The 15,758-nt window shown below is 53.4% G+C and carries 16 protein-coding genes; 5 read left to right on the top strand and 11 right to left on the bottom strand.

The window, feature by feature from the left end; translation table 11 throughout:
- Window positions 1–91: 91 nt before the first annotated feature.
- The gene (locus WBY09_RS10015; protein WP_286792101.1) at window positions 92–991 is read right to left on the bottom strand and encodes a LysR family transcriptional regulator ArgP; all 900 of its coding nucleotides are present in this window, start codon (window positions 989–991) and stop codon (window positions 92–94) included.
- A gap of 102 nt (window positions 992–1,093) precedes the next feature.
- On the opposite strand from WBY09_RS10015, the gene WBY09_RS10010 reads away from it, so the two are divergent.
- Window positions 1,094–1,720: a LysE/ArgO family amino acid transporter gene (locus WBY09_RS10010; protein ID WP_064780943.1), complete on the top strand. Its 627-nt coding sequence runs from the start codon at window positions 1,094–1,096 to the stop codon at window positions 1,718–1,720.
- A 20-nt stretch (window positions 1,721–1,740) separates the two neighbouring features.
- Here the strand turns inward: WBY09_RS10010 and WBY09_RS10005 are convergent, their stop codons facing one another.
- Both WBY09_RS10005 and WBY09_RS10000 read right to left on the bottom strand, forming a co-directional pair.
- Complete coding sequence (locus WBY09_RS10005) at window positions 1,741–2,319, bottom strand: thymidine kinase (protein ID WP_336232640.1); 579 nt, start codon at window positions 2,317–2,319, stop codon at window positions 1,741–1,743.
- A gap of 42 nt (window positions 2,320–2,361) precedes the next feature.
- The gene (locus tag WBY09_RS10000; RefSeq protein WP_336232639.1) at window positions 2,362–3,303 is read right to left on the bottom strand and encodes a LysR family transcriptional regulator; all 942 of its coding nucleotides are present in this window, start codon (window positions 3,301–3,303) and stop codon (window positions 2,362–2,364) included.
- A gap of 106 nt (window positions 3,304–3,409) precedes the next feature.
- On the opposite strand from WBY09_RS10000, the gene WBY09_RS09995 reads away from it, so the two are divergent.
- The 3 genes from WBY09_RS09995 (at window position 3,410) to WBY09_RS09985 (ending at window position 5,043) form a co-directional block, all read left to right on the top strand.
- The gene (locus tag WBY09_RS09995; RefSeq protein ID WP_336232638.1) at window positions 3,410–4,090 is read left to right on the top strand and encodes a type 1 glutamine amidotransferase domain-containing protein; all 681 of its coding nucleotides are present in this window, start codon (window positions 3,410–3,412) and stop codon (window positions 4,088–4,090) included.
- Window positions 4,091–4,161: 71 nt separating this feature from the next.
- Window positions 4,162–4,362, top strand: a complete 201-nt coding sequence (locus WBY09_RS09990; protein WP_008890769.1) for a heavy-metal-associated domain-containing protein — start codon at window positions 4,162–4,164, stop codon at window positions 4,360–4,362.
- 129 nt (window positions 4,363–4,491) lie between these two features.
- Window positions 4,492–5,043 carry an NADPH-dependent FMN reductase gene (locus WBY09_RS09985; protein WP_336232637.1) on the top strand — a complete coding sequence of 184 codons (552 nt, stop codon included), beginning with the start codon at window positions 4,492–4,494 and terminating at the stop codon, window positions 5,041–5,043.
- A 57-nt stretch (window positions 5,044–5,100) separates the two neighbouring features.
- Here WBY09_RS09985 and gatB read toward each other — a convergent pair whose 3' ends face one another.
- The 7 genes from gatB to WBY09_RS09950 form a co-directional block, all read right to left on the bottom strand.
- Window positions 5,101–6,555, bottom strand: coding sequence for an Asp-tRNA(Asn)/Glu-tRNA(Gln) amidotransferase subunit GatB (gene gatB / locus WBY09_RS09980; protein ID WP_336232636.1), 1,455 nt, complete (start codon window positions 6,553–6,555; stop codon window positions 5,101–5,103).
- Between the two features lie 3 nt (window positions 6,556–6,558).
- Complete coding sequence (gene gatA, locus WBY09_RS09975) at window positions 6,559–8,037, bottom strand: Asp-tRNA(Asn)/Glu-tRNA(Gln) amidotransferase subunit GatA (RefSeq protein WP_336232635.1); 1,479 nt, start codon at window positions 8,035–8,037, stop codon at window positions 6,559–6,561.
- Window positions 8,037–8,327 (bottom strand): Asp-tRNA(Asn)/Glu-tRNA(Gln) amidotransferase subunit GatC, encoded by a 291-nt coding sequence (gene gatC / locus WBY09_RS09970; protein WP_336232634.1) that lies wholly within the window; start codon window positions 8,325–8,327, stop codon window positions 8,037–8,039. The genes gatA and gatC overlap by 1 nt, the downstream gene beginning before the upstream one ends.
- A gap of 234 nt (window positions 8,328–8,561) precedes the next feature.
- The gene (locus tag WBY09_RS09965) at window positions 8,562–9,743 is read right to left on the bottom strand and encodes an ABC transporter permease (protein WP_336232633.1); all 1,182 of its coding nucleotides are present in this window, start codon (window positions 9,741–9,743) and stop codon (window positions 8,562–8,564) included.
- A gap of 43 nt (window positions 9,744–9,786) precedes the next feature.
- Window positions 9,787–11,376, bottom strand: a complete 1,590-nt coding sequence (locus WBY09_RS09960; protein WP_336232632.1) for an ABC transporter permease — start codon at window positions 11,374–11,376, stop codon at window positions 9,787–9,789.
- Between the two features lie 188 nt (window positions 11,377–11,564).
- Entirely contained in the window at window positions 11,565–12,683 is a 1,119-nt protein-coding gene (locus WBY09_RS09955; RefSeq protein ID WP_336232631.1) for an extracellular solute-binding protein, read from the bottom strand.
- Window positions 12,684–12,767: 84 nt separating this feature from the next.
- The gene (locus tag WBY09_RS09950) at window positions 12,768–13,871 is read right to left on the bottom strand and encodes an ABC transporter ATP-binding protein (protein ID WP_008890777.1); all 1,104 of its coding nucleotides are present in this window, start codon (window positions 13,869–13,871) and stop codon (window positions 12,768–12,770) included.
- A gap of 445 nt (window positions 13,872–14,316) precedes the next feature.
- Here WBY09_RS09950 and ruvX point away from each other — a divergent pair, with 445 nt between their 5' ends.
- Window positions 14,317–14,841, top strand: coding sequence for a Holliday junction resolvase RuvX (ruvX, locus tag WBY09_RS09945; RefSeq protein WP_008890778.1), 525 nt, complete (start codon window positions 14,317–14,319; stop codon window positions 14,839–14,841).
- A gap of 59 nt (window positions 14,842–14,900) precedes the next feature.
- Here the strand turns inward: ruvX and WBY09_RS09940 are convergent, their stop codons facing one another.
- Window positions 14,901–15,716 (bottom strand): VOC family protein, encoded by an 816-nt coding sequence (locus WBY09_RS09940; protein WP_286792230.1) that lies wholly within the window; start codon window positions 15,714–15,716, stop codon window positions 14,901–14,903.
- Window positions 15,717–15,758 lie beyond the last annotated feature (42 nt).

The following is a 15,758-nucleotide window of genomic DNA, read 5'->3' as shown; positions in this document are numbered from 1 at the left end:
GACACTTTTGCATGCAAGTCAAATCGGGTCACTTGGCAGCGGTGAATGTCCTTGGCAAATAAGACAAAACAATGTTCAGAGAGACATGATTTTACTGCGAAATTTCCGGCAGATGACGGCGCGCCTCAGACAGGACGATATCGTTGACCTGATCAAGAAGCCGACTGTTGATGGTTTTGTGATGCCAATATAATGGACGATCAATTTCAAACGGACACGGCCGAACCAGCTTTCCGGTGAGAAGCCCCTCTTCCGCCTGATGCTGTTCAACGACGGCGTAGGCGACACCCTGTTCGGCAAGGGTCACGAACCCCTGTGAACTTGGGACCGTGTGGGCGGGGAATTCCCCGGGGTTTAGTCCGAAATATTGATGAAGGAACTGGTTTTGCAGTTCATCATGTTCGGAAAAATTCACCGCTGGACAGGCGCGCAAGGCATCCGAGGTTACGCCATCCTTGAAATAGCGTTCCTGAAATTCTGGTGAAACCACCATAAAGTAACGCATGGAGCCCAGGGGCCGCACCCGACATCCCTGAATGGGTGTATTGCGCAAACTGACCGCACCGAGCACGTTTCCTTCCTGCAAGGATTGATGATTAAGCGATTCATCATCGACGACCAAATGCACCAGAACCCCAAGTTTCTCGAACAGAAGCTTGGGCACATCAACAAACCAGGTCGCCAGACTGTCGGCATTAACCGCAAGCGTTACCTGACCAAATTCGCCTTCGGCGCGCAGCTCTGGCAGTTCTGAACCCAGATCCTGTTCAAGCAGTCGCACACTTTGATAATGCGCAAGCAACCTTTGGCCTGCAACGGTTGGGACAACCGGCTTGGCGCGCACCAACACTGGCTGACCAAGTCGCTCCTCCATCAGCTTGACCCGCTGGGATATTGCAGACTGAGTTAGTCCAAGCGCCCGCGCCGCCTTCTCAAAGCTTCCGAAACGGATAACCTCCGCGCAGGCCTCAACCAATTTGTAATCGAGCATGACTAACCATAAATTTTTCTAATCCATGTTTAGTATAATTCGATTTTCTTAAAGGACAAAGATGCTATCAACGGCGGACCACAGCACAAGGAATGCCAGAGAATGCTTTTAACCTATGCCACCGGATTTGGCCTTGGCGGCGGGCTGATCATTGCGATTGGCGCGCAGAATGCCTTTGTTCTCGGTCAGGGATTGCGGCGCAATCATCCGGTGATGGTGGCCTTCGTCTGCGCCTTGTGTGATGCGGTTTTGATTGCAGCGGGCGTCGCAGGGCTTGGAACGCTGATTGCTGCCTACCCGCTCCTCACAAAGGTTGCGGCTTGGGGCGGCGGTTTATTCCTGATCTGGTATGGATTTGGTGCTCTGCGGCGGTTGTTTGAAACCGAAACATTGTCGGAAAAGGCGATCTCGAAAACCGGCTGGAAGGCGGTTCTTGGGACCACCCTCGCGGTCACGCTTTTGAACCCGCATGTCTATCTTGATACGGTCGTCATGCTTGGTGGTATTGGCGGCCAATATCCAGCGGACGAAAGACTTGGCTTTGCCTTGGGCGCCATGAGTGCCAGTTTTGTCTGGTTCTTTGCCATTGCACTGGGGGCTGCATGGCTTGCCCCCTATGTCGCACGCCCAATCACCTGGAAGATCATTGATGGCGTAACCTGTGGCGTTATGTGGCTGGTGGCCTATAGCCTGCTGGCACCGGAAATACGGGCGCTCATCGGGAACTAGAACGCCATATCGAGTGCGCCTTACTCGTCCATCGCTTCCTTGAAATGGCGACGACAGACCGGGACATAACGGTCATTCCCGCCGATTTCGACCTGTGCCCCTTCGCGGACAGGTTTGCCATCTTGATCAACCCGCAAAACCATGCCGGCCTTGCGACCGCAGTGGCAGATGGTTTTAAGCTCATTAAGCTTGTCCGCCCACGCCAGCAGCCATTTGGAACCTTCAAACAATTGCCCCTGGAAATCGGTGCGGATGCCATAGCACAACACAGGGATGCCATGGATGTCGGCGATATCCGAAAGTTGCCAGACCTGTTCTTTAGACAGGAACTGTGCCTCGTCAATCAGGACACAATCGACTTTTCCCTTTTCGACCTGCTCGAGGATAAGGGCCGTCATATCTGTATTGGCATCAAACAGCAGTGCCGGTGCTTCAAGACCAATGCGCGACGCAATCTTGCCTTCGCCAAAGCGGTTATCAAACGCCACTGTCATCAGTAACGTTTCCATGCCGCGTTCACGGTAATTGAAACTCGCCTGAAGCAAGGTGGTCGATTTCCCCGCATTCATGGACGAGTAATAGAAAAACAGGTTGGCCATGCGTCTCCCCCCGAAAGTCGTCACAGGGGAATAGCCCAACAATCACGAATGATCAATATGGCTGTCGCCTTGAACTTGCCCATTGCGCGAAATATCGATTTCACGCATTTCACGCCGCATATAATCCAGAAGAGACTGAACCTTTGCACTGCGGGTCACACCGCCCGGATAAACGGCATAGATCTCAAGATCCGGCAGCTTGCAATCAGGCAAAACCCGGATCAACTCGCCGTTATCAATTTCCTGCTGAACATCACATAGCGGAACAACCGCCAATCCGTGACCGCCCCGCAGGAACTGCAATCTGGCTGTCGCGTTATCCACCCGAACACTGCCCGACACGCGGATATTTCGGGTGCCGTCGGCGCATTGAAGCGTCAGCGTTTCAGGAACACGGCTATACATTACCCATTCATGTTCGGATAAATCATCCGGGCTTTCGGGCAATCCGAACTTGCTGACGTAGGACTTGCTGGCTGCGATGATCCTGTGGGTCTGATAAAGTTTGAAATTCTTGAGTTCCGAATTTTTCAATGGCCCGGAACGCACGGCAATATCAATGCCGCGACCAATCAGATCGACAACTTCGTCGCTGAGATGCACATCAATCGAGACACCCGGATATGTTTGCCGGAACCGGTCAAGGATCGGCACAATTCGAAGTGTGCCGAGATGAACCGAACAGGTCAGCGATATTTTGCCCACCGGATCGTCACGCAGTTCTTCGACGCGTTTTCGCGCTGCTTCGGCTTCGAGGGAAATGGTGCGGCAACTGTCGTAATAGCGTGCACCTGCATCGGTCAGGCTGAAACTGCGTGTGCTTCTGCGCAACAAAGGCACGCCAAGGCGTGTCTCAAGCTGGCGAATTTGATGGGAAATGGCCGCACGGCTGAGCCCCATTTTCCGCGCGGCCGCTGAAAACCCGCCTTCGTCAACAACGCGGGCAAAAATCATCATCGCCCGAACTTCATCAAGTGCCGACATTCAATATGCTCATTAAATTTGACAATGTGTTCACTTCATCAATCTTTCGCAAATTCTGTCAGCCAGTTAAGATGAGTGCAAATGAATTCCACGCATGGAGGAACTGATGCGTATTTTGATGATTGTTACGTCACATGATCAGATGGGTGACACCGGACACAAGACCGGTATCTGGCTCGAAGAGTTTGCAGCCCCTTACTATCGCTTCAAGGACGTCGAGGCAGAGATCACGCTGGCATCCCCCAAAGGCGGCAAGCCGCCCCTTGATCCCAACAGCCAAGTGCCCGACGCCCTGACCGATGCGACCGAGCGGTTTGAAAAGGACGAAGCGGCAAACGCTGTTTTCGCCAACACCGTCACCCTTGAGGGTTTGAAAGCCGATGATTTTGACGCCCTGTTCTATCCGGGTGGGCACGGTCCGCTCTGGGATCTGGCAACTGATCAGAAATCCATTGCCCTGATCGAGGCGTTCGTTGCCCAGAACAAACCGGTTGCTGCCGTCTGCCACGGTCCGGCCGCCTTGGTGAACGCCAAGACGCCAGATGGCAAACCGCTTGTTTCGGGCAAACGTGTTACCAGCTTCACCAATGATGAAGAAAAGGCCGTCGGCCTTGAAAACGTTGTACCGCTGTCGATTGAGGACGAATTCAAGAAGCATGGCGCAACGTTTGAGCGCGGCGACAACTGGGCGTCCTATGCGGTTGTTGATGGCAAACTTGTCACCGGTCAGAACCCGGCATCAAGCGATGCAACGGCCGATGAAGTCATCAAACTTTTGTCTGCATAAAACTGCTTGACCTTCCATCTACTGGAACCTCCATACTGCGTTCATAGACACTGATCATATGGAGAAATCTGATGGTGAAACTGAAGGTCGAAAAAATGAGCTGCGGTCATTGCGCAAGTGCCGTGACCAAAGCAGCAACCAAGGTCAGCGGCGTTGAAGGTGCCGAGGTTGATCTGGCAAATGGCGAAGTCGCTGTTTCCGGAAACCCCGACGTCAATGCCCTGATCGCGGCGATCACCGATGCCGGTTATCCGGCATCCGAGGCCCGCTAGACTAGACACCCACGTTCTCGTCCCCCACCCGAACGTCAGAGCCGCCAGTATTGAAAATATGCTGGCGGCTTTTCTTTACGCTGCGTGCTCGTTTGTGCAAACATCGCCACAAACAGATAGCGGCACAAAATGACTTTTCATATCACAGCCCTGTGCGGAAGCCTTCGCCAAGCATCGATCAACAAAACGCTCCTTCAAGCGGCACAAAAGGTTGCAGGCCCCCATGGTGCAACCATTCATCTGTTTGATGGCTTGGGCCACCTTCCGATCTTTAATCCGGACAATGAAGATACCGATGATCGCAATGTCGCGGCGCTTCGAGATGCACTTCGTCGCGCGGATGCAGTCCTGATCGCCAGTCCCGAATATGCCCATGGTGTCACTGGCGCGATCAAGAATGCCCTTGATTGGGTGGTGGCCAGTGGCGAATTCATGCAAAAACCGGTCGCCTGCCTGAATGCTTCTGGCCGGGCAACAATCGCACAGGCGGCATTGATTGAAACCATTCGCACCATGGATGCACGCATCGTCACAGACGCCTGCATAACGATCCCGATGAACGGCAAGAACTTTGACGTTGATGATATCGTGCGCGATTCGCCCAGCCGGTCCTTACTTGAAACCGCGCTTCGACACTTAACGGCTGATATTCCACGCGAAATTCAAAACCAGGCCAATTAGTCATACAAAAAAAAGCCGCCCAAACGGGCGGCTTTTTCTTTGGTCTTATGATTACAATCAGCCGAGGATTTTATCGCGTAGCAGCTTGTTGACCATGCCCGGGTTGGCCTTGCCACCCGTGGATTTCATGACCTGACCAACAAACCAGCCAAGCATTTTGTCTTTACCAGCGCGGATCTCTTCGACCTTGTCCGGGTTCGCGGCAATGACTTCGTCAATCGCCGTCTCAATCGCGCCGGTATCGGTGATCTGCTTAAGACCTTTTTCCTCGACGATCTTTTCCGGATCGCCGCCGGTTTCGATCATGATTTCAAAGACATCCTTGGCGATACGGCCAGAAATGGTGTCGTCAGAGATCAGATCGATCAGCTTGCCAAGGTTTTCGGCCGTTACCGGGCTATCAGCAATCCCGACTTCTGCCTTGTTCAGCGCACCGTACAGGTTGGTGATCACCCAGTTCGCCGCCAGTTTGCCATCACGGCCCTTGGCAACAACTTCGTAGTAATCAGCCTTTTCCTTTTCGGCAACAAGAACACCGGCATCATATGCCGACAGACCGTTTTCACGCATGAAGCGGGCCTTTTTCTCGTCTGGCAGTTCGGGCAGTTCTTTTTCGATTTCCGAAATGAACGCGTCATCAAATACCAGCGGAAGCAGATCCGGATCCGGGAAATAGCGATAATCATGTGCCATTTCCTTGGAACGCATCGAGCGGGTTTCCCCCAGACGCTGATCATAGAGACGGGTTTCCTGCTGGATTTCCCCGCCGCCTTCGATGACTTCGATCTGGCGTTTTGCTTCGATCTCGATCGCCTGCATCACGAAACGGATGGAGTTGACGTTCTTGATCTCGCAACGCGTACCAAAACCTTCGCCCGGACGACGCACTGAAACGTTGGCATCACAACGCATGGAGCCTTCGTTCATGTTGCCATCACAGGTGCCAAGATAACGCACAATCGCACGCAGCTTGGTAAGGTATGCACCCGCTTCTTCCGGCGAACGAATGTCTGGCATGGAAACGATTTCCATCAGCGCCACACCCGAACGGTTCAGGTCGATATGCGAATATTTCGGGTCCTGATCGTGCATCGATTTACCGGCATCCTGTTCAAGATGCAGGCGTTCAATGCCAACCGACTTGGTCGAACCATCAGGCATATCCAGAATGATCGTGCCTTCACCGACAATCGGTTTGTCGAACTGCGAAATCTGATAGCCCTGCGGCAGATCGGCATAGAAATAGTTTTTGCGGGCAAAAACGCTTTCCTTGTTGATCTTGGCTTTAAGGCCCAGACCGGTTTTAACCGCCTGACGCACACATTCTGCGTTCACGACCGGAAGCATGCCCGGCATGGCCGCATCAACGAGGCTGACATTGCTGTTGGGCTCGTTACCGAACTTGGTCGAAGCACCTGAAAACAGCTTGGACTTGGAAATCACCTGGCAGTGGACTTCAAGACCGACAACGATTTCCCACGGGCCGGTAGAACCTTCAAGAATATAGCTCATGGATCAGCCCTCCTGCCCGGCAGGTTTTGCGGTAAAGTTGGCAGCACTTTCGAGCACGCCACCGACACGCAAAACGGTTTCTTCATCAAACGGCTTGCCAATCAGCTGAAGACCCAGCGGCAATCCTTCGGCCGAAAGACCGGTCGGCACCGAAATGCCCGGAAGACCCGCAAGGCTTGCAGGAACGGTGAAGACGTCATTGAGATACATCTTGACCGGATCGCCTTCGTTTTCACCGATGGCAAAGGCCGCAGACGGTGCGGTCGGGGTCAGGATCGCATCGACCTGACCAAACGCACCTTCGAAGTCCTGATAAATGCGACGACGGACTTTAAGCGCCTTGTTGTAATAGGCGTCATAATAACCAGCCGACAGCACATAGGTACCGATCATGATACGGCGCTGGACTTCCTTGCCGAAACCGGCAGCACGGGATTTCATGTACATGTCATCAAGGCTGTCGCCGTCATCCATGACACGCTGGCCATAACGAAGGCCGTCATACCGTGCAAGGTTCGACGATGCCTCTGCCGGGGCGACGATGTAATAGGTGCCCAGCGCATATTTGGTGTGCGGCAGGGTCACATCGACAACTTCGGCACCGGCATCGCGCAACATGGCAACGCCGTCATCCCAAAGCTTGCTGATTTCTTCGGGCATGCCATCAACACGATATTCCTTCGGAATACCGATTTTCATGCCACGGATGTCACCGGTCAGGGCCGCTTCGAAATCCGGAACCGCAATCGGTGCAGACGTGCTGTCCTTGGCATCGTGACCCGCCATCGAACCCAGCATGATCGCCGCGTCGCGAACGGTTTTGGTCATCGGGCCGGCCTGATCAAGCGAGCTTGCAAAGGCAACAATGCCCCAGCGTGAGCAACGACCATAGGTCGGCTTCAGACCAACAATACCGCAATAAGATGCCGGCTGACGGATCGAACCACCGGTATCGGTACCGGTCGCGGCCAGCGCCATGTTGGCAGCAACAGCAGCCGCCGAACCACCGGAAGATCCACCCGGAACCAGATCCTTGCCGGATTTGTCTTTCCACGGGTTGATCACATTGCCGTAATAGGACGAGGTATTCGACGACCCCATGGCGAACTCGTCAAGGTTCGCCTTGCCCAGCATCACCGCACCATTGCCAAACAGGTTGCTGGTAACAGTGGATTCATATTCCGGTTTGAAACCTTCAAGGATGTGCGATGCCGCCGTGGTCTGGACACCTTCGGTGCAGAACAGGTCTTTGACCGCAATCGGCAGGCCTTCCATTTTGCCGGCACTGCCCTTGGCGCGCTTGGCATCGGATGCCTTGGCCATTTCCATGGCCTTTTCCGGGGTTTCGGTGATGTACGCATTCAGATTGCGATGTGCGTCCATCGATTTCAGGTGTGCTTCGGTCAGTTCGACCGAGGTATAATCACCCTTTGCAAGCCCGTCGCGGGCTTCTGCAAGTGTCAGCTTTGTCAGATCAGTCATTATTCAACCACCTTGGGCACAACAAAACAGCCAGCATCGGTCATCGGTGCGTTTGACAGCACTTTATGCTGGATATTGCCATCGGTGACTTCGTCCTTGCGCAGCGGCAGGGTCAGATCGGCAACAGATGTCAGCGGCTCGCAGCCTTCAACATCAACTTCTTGCAGTTCCTCGACAAAATCGAGGATACGGGTCAAATCTCCCGCCAGTTCGGAAAGGCCTTCTTCGGACACGTTGATACGCGAAAGATAGGCAATACGGCGAACTGTTTCCTTATCCAAAGACGACATGGATGAAAGTCTCTCTTAAGGAATGACAAAAAACCCGGCAGATAGATATCTGCCAGAACGTGAATTACAGCGCGGAAACTAGCACCCCGCCGCCCCTGCCGCAAGGGTTCGAAGCAATGAAGAACGCCTGTTTCGTGGCTGGTTTGCAGATAACCGTCCGCAGCTTGTAAAAACAAACAGGCCGACAACATCAATGCTGTCGGCCTGTTTGGTGTTTTAGGGCTCGTCGACGACTTAGCCTGGGCTCATCCCACGCAGACGTTCGGAACGACGACGCAGCAGTTCCACCGTCAGCAGCAGCAAGATCGAGACAGATACGAGGATCGTCGCAGCTGCCAGAATGGTCGGCGAAATCTGTTCGCGCAGGCCGGTATACATCTGCCATGGCAGGGTTTGCTGACGGGCAGAACCGACAAACAGGACCACAACCACTTCATCAAACGAGGTGATAAAGGCAAACAGGCCGCCCGAAATCACACCTGGCAGGATCAGAGGCATCTGAACCTTGAAGAAGGTGGTTACCGGGTTTGCCCCCATGTTTGCCGCCGCACGGGTCAGCGACTTGTCAAAGCCAACCAACGTCGCGGTGACCGTGATGATGACAAACGGTATGCCCAGCACAGCGTGGGCCAAAATCACCTTTACATAGCCGACAAATGCCTGATTGAGCCCAAGATTAAGCTCAAGCCAGTTGCCCAGAGGCGCATAGAAGAAGAACATGCCGGTGGCTGATATGATCAGCGGCACGATCATCGGTGAGATAAGCACGGCCATCATTGCCTGACGGCCGGGCACGTGCGACTGACTGAGGCCAATCGCGGCAAGGGTCCCGAGCGATACCGAAATCAGCGTCGCAATCGGCGCGATGATCAACGAGTTCTTAAGCGGTACCATCCATTCGTCGGTACCAAGGAAATCGCGATAATGCTTGAGGCTATAGCCCTCTGCCTTGAAGCTCAGCATTTCAGGCGTAAAGGTAAAGAAGTTCTCGGCATTGAAGCTGAGCCAGATCACCGGCAGAAGCGGCGCGATCAGGAAGAAGAACACAAACGCACAGATAAACAGGAATGCGTTGTGCCAAAGAACCTGACCCGGTGTGTAATAGATCGGAACACCGGCGCGATACCGACCGCTCCCGACCCAGTTGGCAAACCAGCCCATCGAAATACCGACAAGGAAGCCACCAAACAAGCCGCCAAGCCCACCGAAAATCATGCCTACACCGCCGAAAAGCACGCCAGTTGCCAGCGTTTTCTGTTTGCTTTTCACCTTGATGATTTTCGAGAACACAAAGGCCAGCGCCGCACCGACCAAAGCACCGATGACGAACCCGACCCACGGGCTGCCAAAGATGTTGCCGGTAACGAAGCCAAACATCGCGCCTAACAAGGCCACCAGTGGCATTGTGAAGGTCATCAATTCGGGCCGTCTTACGTATGAGATTACTTCATTCATGTTCTTAGCCCCCCAACTTCACGTTATCGATGCCCACAATCTTGTCGTAGCACCAGTACAGGCCAAGAACGACGACGAGAAGGATGGACCCGAGTGCGGCCGCAAGGCCCCAGTTGAGTGAACTTGAAATATGATAGGCAATTCGGTTGGAGATGAAGACGCCATCCGTACCACCAACGATTTCCGGCGTGATGTAGTAACCGATCGCAAGAATGAACACGAGGATCGAACCAGCACCAATACCCGGAACCGATTGCGGGAAATAGACACGCCAGAAGGCCGTCCAGTTCGTCGCACCAAGTGACTTGGCGGCCCGCTGATAGCTGGGCGGAATGGTTTTCATCACCGAATACAGTGGCAGGATCATGAATGGCAGCAGGATGTGGGTCATCGCAATGACCGTACCTGTTGCGTTATTCATCAGAACAAGGCGATCCGCATCATTAACAAAGCCAAGCCAGACAAGGATTTCATTGATCACCCCTTGCTGCTGTAACAAAACCTTCCAGGCCGACGTTCGCACCAAAAGCGACGTCCAGAACGGTAGCAGAACCAAAATCATCAGGATACTTGCCGTCCGCATTGGCAGATTGGCAAGCAACCATGCCACGGGATAGCCAAGAACAATGCAGCTTGCAGTAATGATCAGCGCCATGATCAGGGTGCGCATGAACAGCGTCGTATAAATCTGCTGATTTTCGGGCTTCATCACGATCCCGTCGGGCGTCAGCGTCATATCGACGGAATTCAGGAAGTAGCCCGGGGTCATGCTTGGCGAATAGAGCTTGATGGTTGCCCAGATATCAGCTGAGCCCCAATCTTTGTCTTCTTCGGTGAAAGCTTCGCGGAAACCGAATTGTGGCAGCTGATCAATATTGGCGGCAGCGGCTTGCAAGGTGCTTGCGCCCGCACCGTTATAGCTGTTGATCGCCGAAACCGTATCCGGATTGGTCAGGTCCATACCAAGGGCGCCATAAACGGACTCCCACGGATCTTCCTCGGCAACGGTGTCGCCATCGCGGATCGCAGCCCACAACGCAAAGTCGGTATAGGCACGCGCGGTCCAGGGCAGCAGCTGAATGATTTCTTCTGACGGCACAAAGCCGACATCACCACTCATGTCTTCATCAGACATCAGCGCCATCAGTTCCCGGCGTGTTTCAAGGAAATCTTCGCCGCCTGTGCCCGACATCATTTCGAACCAGAAAGAACCTTCTTCGAAGTTCGGATCGATGTCTTCAAGCGGATCCTGCCAAAGCTCACCGATATCATCAAGCGACCGCCCCGTGGTCCGGAACAAGGATGACAATCCGGATTGCTCGTAGTTCAGGCGAGAACCAAGGCGGGTGTGCTGTTTAGCTTCCTCTGCCTTGAATAAATCAATGTAAAGATTGCGGTAAACGTTTTCGTGCGGCGGTTCCCCGCTTGATCCATCCCACTGGGAAAGCGCAATCACGGTTCCCGGGATCGTATTCGGCACAATGTCGTTTTCAACCGACCGGAAAAGCATCGAGAGAATCGGTACGATAAAAGTCACGACCACAAAGATCAAAAGTGGCGCAACCAGCATGAGCGCGCGCATCTTCTGGCGCATCAATGCCCTTCGTAGACTTTGTTTTAGCGGTCTGCCATCAGCAGCTAACACTACTTCTTGAGATGTATCACCCATTACGCCCCCGTAAGCCTGCCCCGGTGTTTTCGGTCTATTGTTTCGACCGGCAATTTATTGTTTAGCGAATTGGTCGGTAAAGGGGGCCGCGAACGGCCCCCTACCCTTAGCTCTTATTGAGCAAGCCAAGCCTGGAATTTGGCATCGATGTCGTCACGGTAGTCAGCCCAGAACTCGTAGTTATAGAGGAACGTGTTCTTGGCGTTTGCCGGATCGGTCGGCATGTGCGGAGCCATGTCGATACCGAGTTCAGCATGCTTACCAACGAGCGGTGCTGAGGAGAAACGAGCCGGACCATACGAGATGTAAGCAGCCTGGTCAGCAAGACGCTGGGTGTCGGTTGCGAACTTCACGAAGTCCAGAACGCGGTTCAGACGCTCTTCCGGAAGACCGGACGGAATGATCCAACCGTCAAGGTCAAAGACCTGCGCGTCCCAAAGCATGGCGATCGGCTGATCCTGCTCTTCGATTGCGGAGAACAGACGACCGTTGTAGGTCGAGCCCATGAAGACTTCGCCGTCAGCCAGAAGCTGCGGGGTGTCTGCACCAGCACTCCACCAGATAACGCTGTCTTTGATGGTTGCCAGCTTATCAAGAGCGCGCTGCTGACCTTCCGGAGTTTCAAGAACGCTGTAAACTTCGTCCTTGGCAACACCATCGCAGAGCAGAGCCCATTCCATGTTGTTGATCGGGCGTTTTTCAAGCGAACGCATGCCCGGATAGGTTTCGGTGTCGAACAGTGCACAGATATCGGTCGGTGCCGGAGTTCCAGCCGGAACCATGTCTTCGCGGTAACCAAACGTGGTCGAATAAACGATCTGCGGGATGAAGCAGTCACTTACGAGGAGATCACCGAAGTCATCTTCTGCCGAGGTGCCATCCGGCGCTTCTGCAAGAACTTCGTTCGGGTCGATTTCCATAGCGAGGCCTTCGTCGCAAAGGCGCATTGCATCGGAAGCAACAACGTCAACCAGATCCCAGGTCACGTTGTTGGCTTCGTTCATTGCACGCAGTTTTGCAACGGCTTCGTTCGAGCTTTCATCCCAGGTGATCGAAACACCCGGGTTCATTTCCATATAAGGCTCAGCATAAGCCTTGATCTGGCTGTTCTGATAGGCACCGCCCCAGCTGACCAGCGTCATGTCAGACGCCATGTGGTCGTCGGCATAGGCTGAGCCTGCCGCCACAACAAGCAAAGCTGTTGATGCTGTAAGGGTTTTAATAAGCTGCATTAATAGACTCCCTGATTGTTTCCCGGACTATTCGTTGAGGACCAGCACCCGGGCGTACCGGTCCTGTATCTGCCTGACTAAAAGTTACGACGCGTCAAGCGCGCGGCAATCTTCTGCAAGCCAGCCAATCTCGATTTCCTGACCCGGCTTCAGACGCACCTGGTCCGGTGCGTTCCTGGTCTTGATGATGAACTCGTCATTGCCGGCCACACGCAGGCGTGTACGGAAGATGTCACCCATATAGATGAATTCCAGTACCTCGGCCTTGAGCGTATGCGCATCTGCATGCAGGCGATCACGGTTATATTCAACACGTTCAGGACGGATCGAAACGCGTGTACGTTCACCCACCTGGCTGACATTGACCGGAACGGCATCGATGATTTCGCCGCCATCAAGCTGGACAACACAGGTGTTACCCTTGATTTCCTTGATGACGCCTTCGAGCGTGTTGTTTTCGCCAATGAACTGCGCGACAAAGCTGTTTTCGGGCTGTTCGTACAGTTTATCTGGCGGTGCAAGCTGCTGAATACGGCCGTCGTCAAACACGGCGACGCGGTCGGACATGGTCAATGCCTCGGTCTGGTCGTGGGTGACGTAAACCGTGGTAATGCCGAGTTGATGGGCCAGATGCGTGATTTCAAACTGCATCTTTTCACGAAGCTGTTTATCAAGCGCACCGAGCGGCTCATCCATCAGAACCAGTTCAGGTTCAAACACAAGCGCACGGGCCAACGCGACACGCTGTTGCTGGCCGCCGGAAAGCTGTGCCGGACGACGGCCACCGAAGCTTCCCATTTCAACCATGTCGAGTGCGCGTTTGACCTTCTCTTCCTGTTCCGCTTTGCCCAGTTTGCGGACCTCAAGCGGGAAAGCCAGATTTTCGGCAATGGTCATATGCGGAAAGAGCGCGTAGTTCTGGAAGACCATGCCGATACCACGCTTGTGCGGCGGGATATCGTTGATCGAAACGCCACCAAGGCGGATATCGCCATGGGTCGCGGTTTCGAAGCCGGCAAGCATCATAAGACAAGTCGTCTTGCCAGACCCTGACGGACCAAGCATCGTCAGGAACTCGCCTTTAGGCATTGTTAGGTTGAGATCTTTAACGACGAGTGTCTCGCCGTCATAACTTTTCTGTACACGTTCAAACTCAACGAACGCTTCATTTGATGCACCGTCGGCCAAACCCTATACCCCCTGATTTGTCATTGTTTGTTCAGCGTTTTCGCTTTTGGTGATTTTTGTATGCGGAAATCAACTGGAACCTGTCGAGCATGACGGTTCCCGAACCCCGTGGATAGAAGCATTGCGACACTCACGTGTAATAGGTGCGCTGCCTCTTTCTGTTTTCTTTCTCTCAAGATGATCTGCGCATTCGGTCTGCCTGTTTCGCCCTGCATATTTCGATTTCGATCAATTTCGGCAGTGCGATATTAAAACAAACCTGCTGAGGCACTTCAACCCCTCATCATTCAGAAAGATTTTTACGCTAGGAAGTCCGCCATTCTTGGCTGCATTTAGAATAAAATGCGCTCACACACTCAACTCGGCGTCGTTTCTTCCATAAATCGGAAAACGATACATTTGCTTTGCGCTGGCATTTTCGCAAAAAGACTCCTATAAGGTCGCCATGATTTGCAATGACACTCAGGAATTGCTGCGGTTCTTGCCACCGGCAGCACGTGTATTGGGCCTTGATTTGGGCACCAAGACAATTGGCGTAGCCCTATCAGATGTAGGGCTGCAGATTGCCTCACCGTATGAGCTGATTTCACGAAAGAAGTTCACACGCGATATTGCCCAGCTTTCGTCGATTATCGACAAACAGAATGTCGGCGGCATTATCATCGGCTTCCCGCGCGAACTTGATGGGTCGATCGGCAAGGCGTGCCATCGCGTCTATGCCTTTATCGACGAAATGGAAAAGTATATCGACCTGCCGGTTTTGATGTGGGACGAGCGCCTGTCAACAAACGCGGTCGAGCGTATTCTGATTGAAGAAGTCGATATGACCCGCAAACGCCGTGCTGAAGTCGTCGACAAGACAGCTGCTGCTTATATCTTGCAAGGCGCGCTGGACCATTTGAACCGCCATACCGATCCCGGCGAAAACGCCGAAGCCGACGATGACGATATCGAGGCTGAAGAAGACTGATAACCAACAGTCTGCCATGACCAAAAAGATCAAAGCTGCCTGTTCATTCAGGCAGCTTTTTATTTGGCTTTGATCACCATCAACACCCCGAAGAACCTTGAAGGCGGAATGATAAGCATGCCGTCTTTTTCAACGGCCCCCATTGCGACAGCTGCATCAGCGATTTTCGCGATGTCATCGACAATTAATTCAAAGCCGGCAAATCCGTCTGTCGGGAATGCTGAATCCTCAACGCCATAGCGCGAAATCAGTTCGTCGCCATGCAAGGCATCAACAATCGCGTCGACTCCGATTTCCTCATAAAAGTCGCGTACCGCCTCGGCCGCCCAATGATCAACAAGAACCTTGCCAATCGCAACAGCGCCATTCTGATGGCTTTGATAGTCAGGAAAATAGAAATTCTGCACCGGATGACGATGTTGACACACAAACGTCACTGCATGTCGTAACAGTGGATGGTTGGCATAGGCCAACGAAAAGGCAACGCCGACGGTTTCACCATCAGGCGTCTTGGCATCGCGTTCAAAGTGAAATACCGGCGGCACTGCGGCACCGGCTGCGATAAATTTTTGTCTGTCCTGCTCGGCGTCGCGTGATTGCAGCGCCAGCATCGACATGCCTTCACGATGTCGCAGATAGTCGCGATTGTAGATCGGAAACGAAAATGGCTGGGCAAGGTCCGTTTCGGCAATCTTGTCCGGATCAATCACGGCAAGAAGTTCGATATACATGCCGTCAAGCTGGATCAGGGCATTACCGGTACCAAAGGGATGAACTGCACGCGGGGTCACTGTGAATCCGAGCTGCGTATAGACAGCTATCGCGGCATCAAGATCATTCACACATAATACAATGTGATCAATCGCGCGTGACATGGCGTCCCTTTCCTTGAACATTCAGCGAGCTGGACGACTTTG

Source organism: Thalassospira sp. CH_XMU1458, from assembly GCF_037027205.1.
GTDB classification, from domain to species: Bacteria; Pseudomonadota; Alphaproteobacteria; order Rhodospirillales; family Thalassospiraceae; genus Thalassospira; species Thalassospira tepidiphila.
Note: the sequence above shows the minus strand (reverse complement) of the source record. Positions and strands in the feature narration are given on the sequence as shown.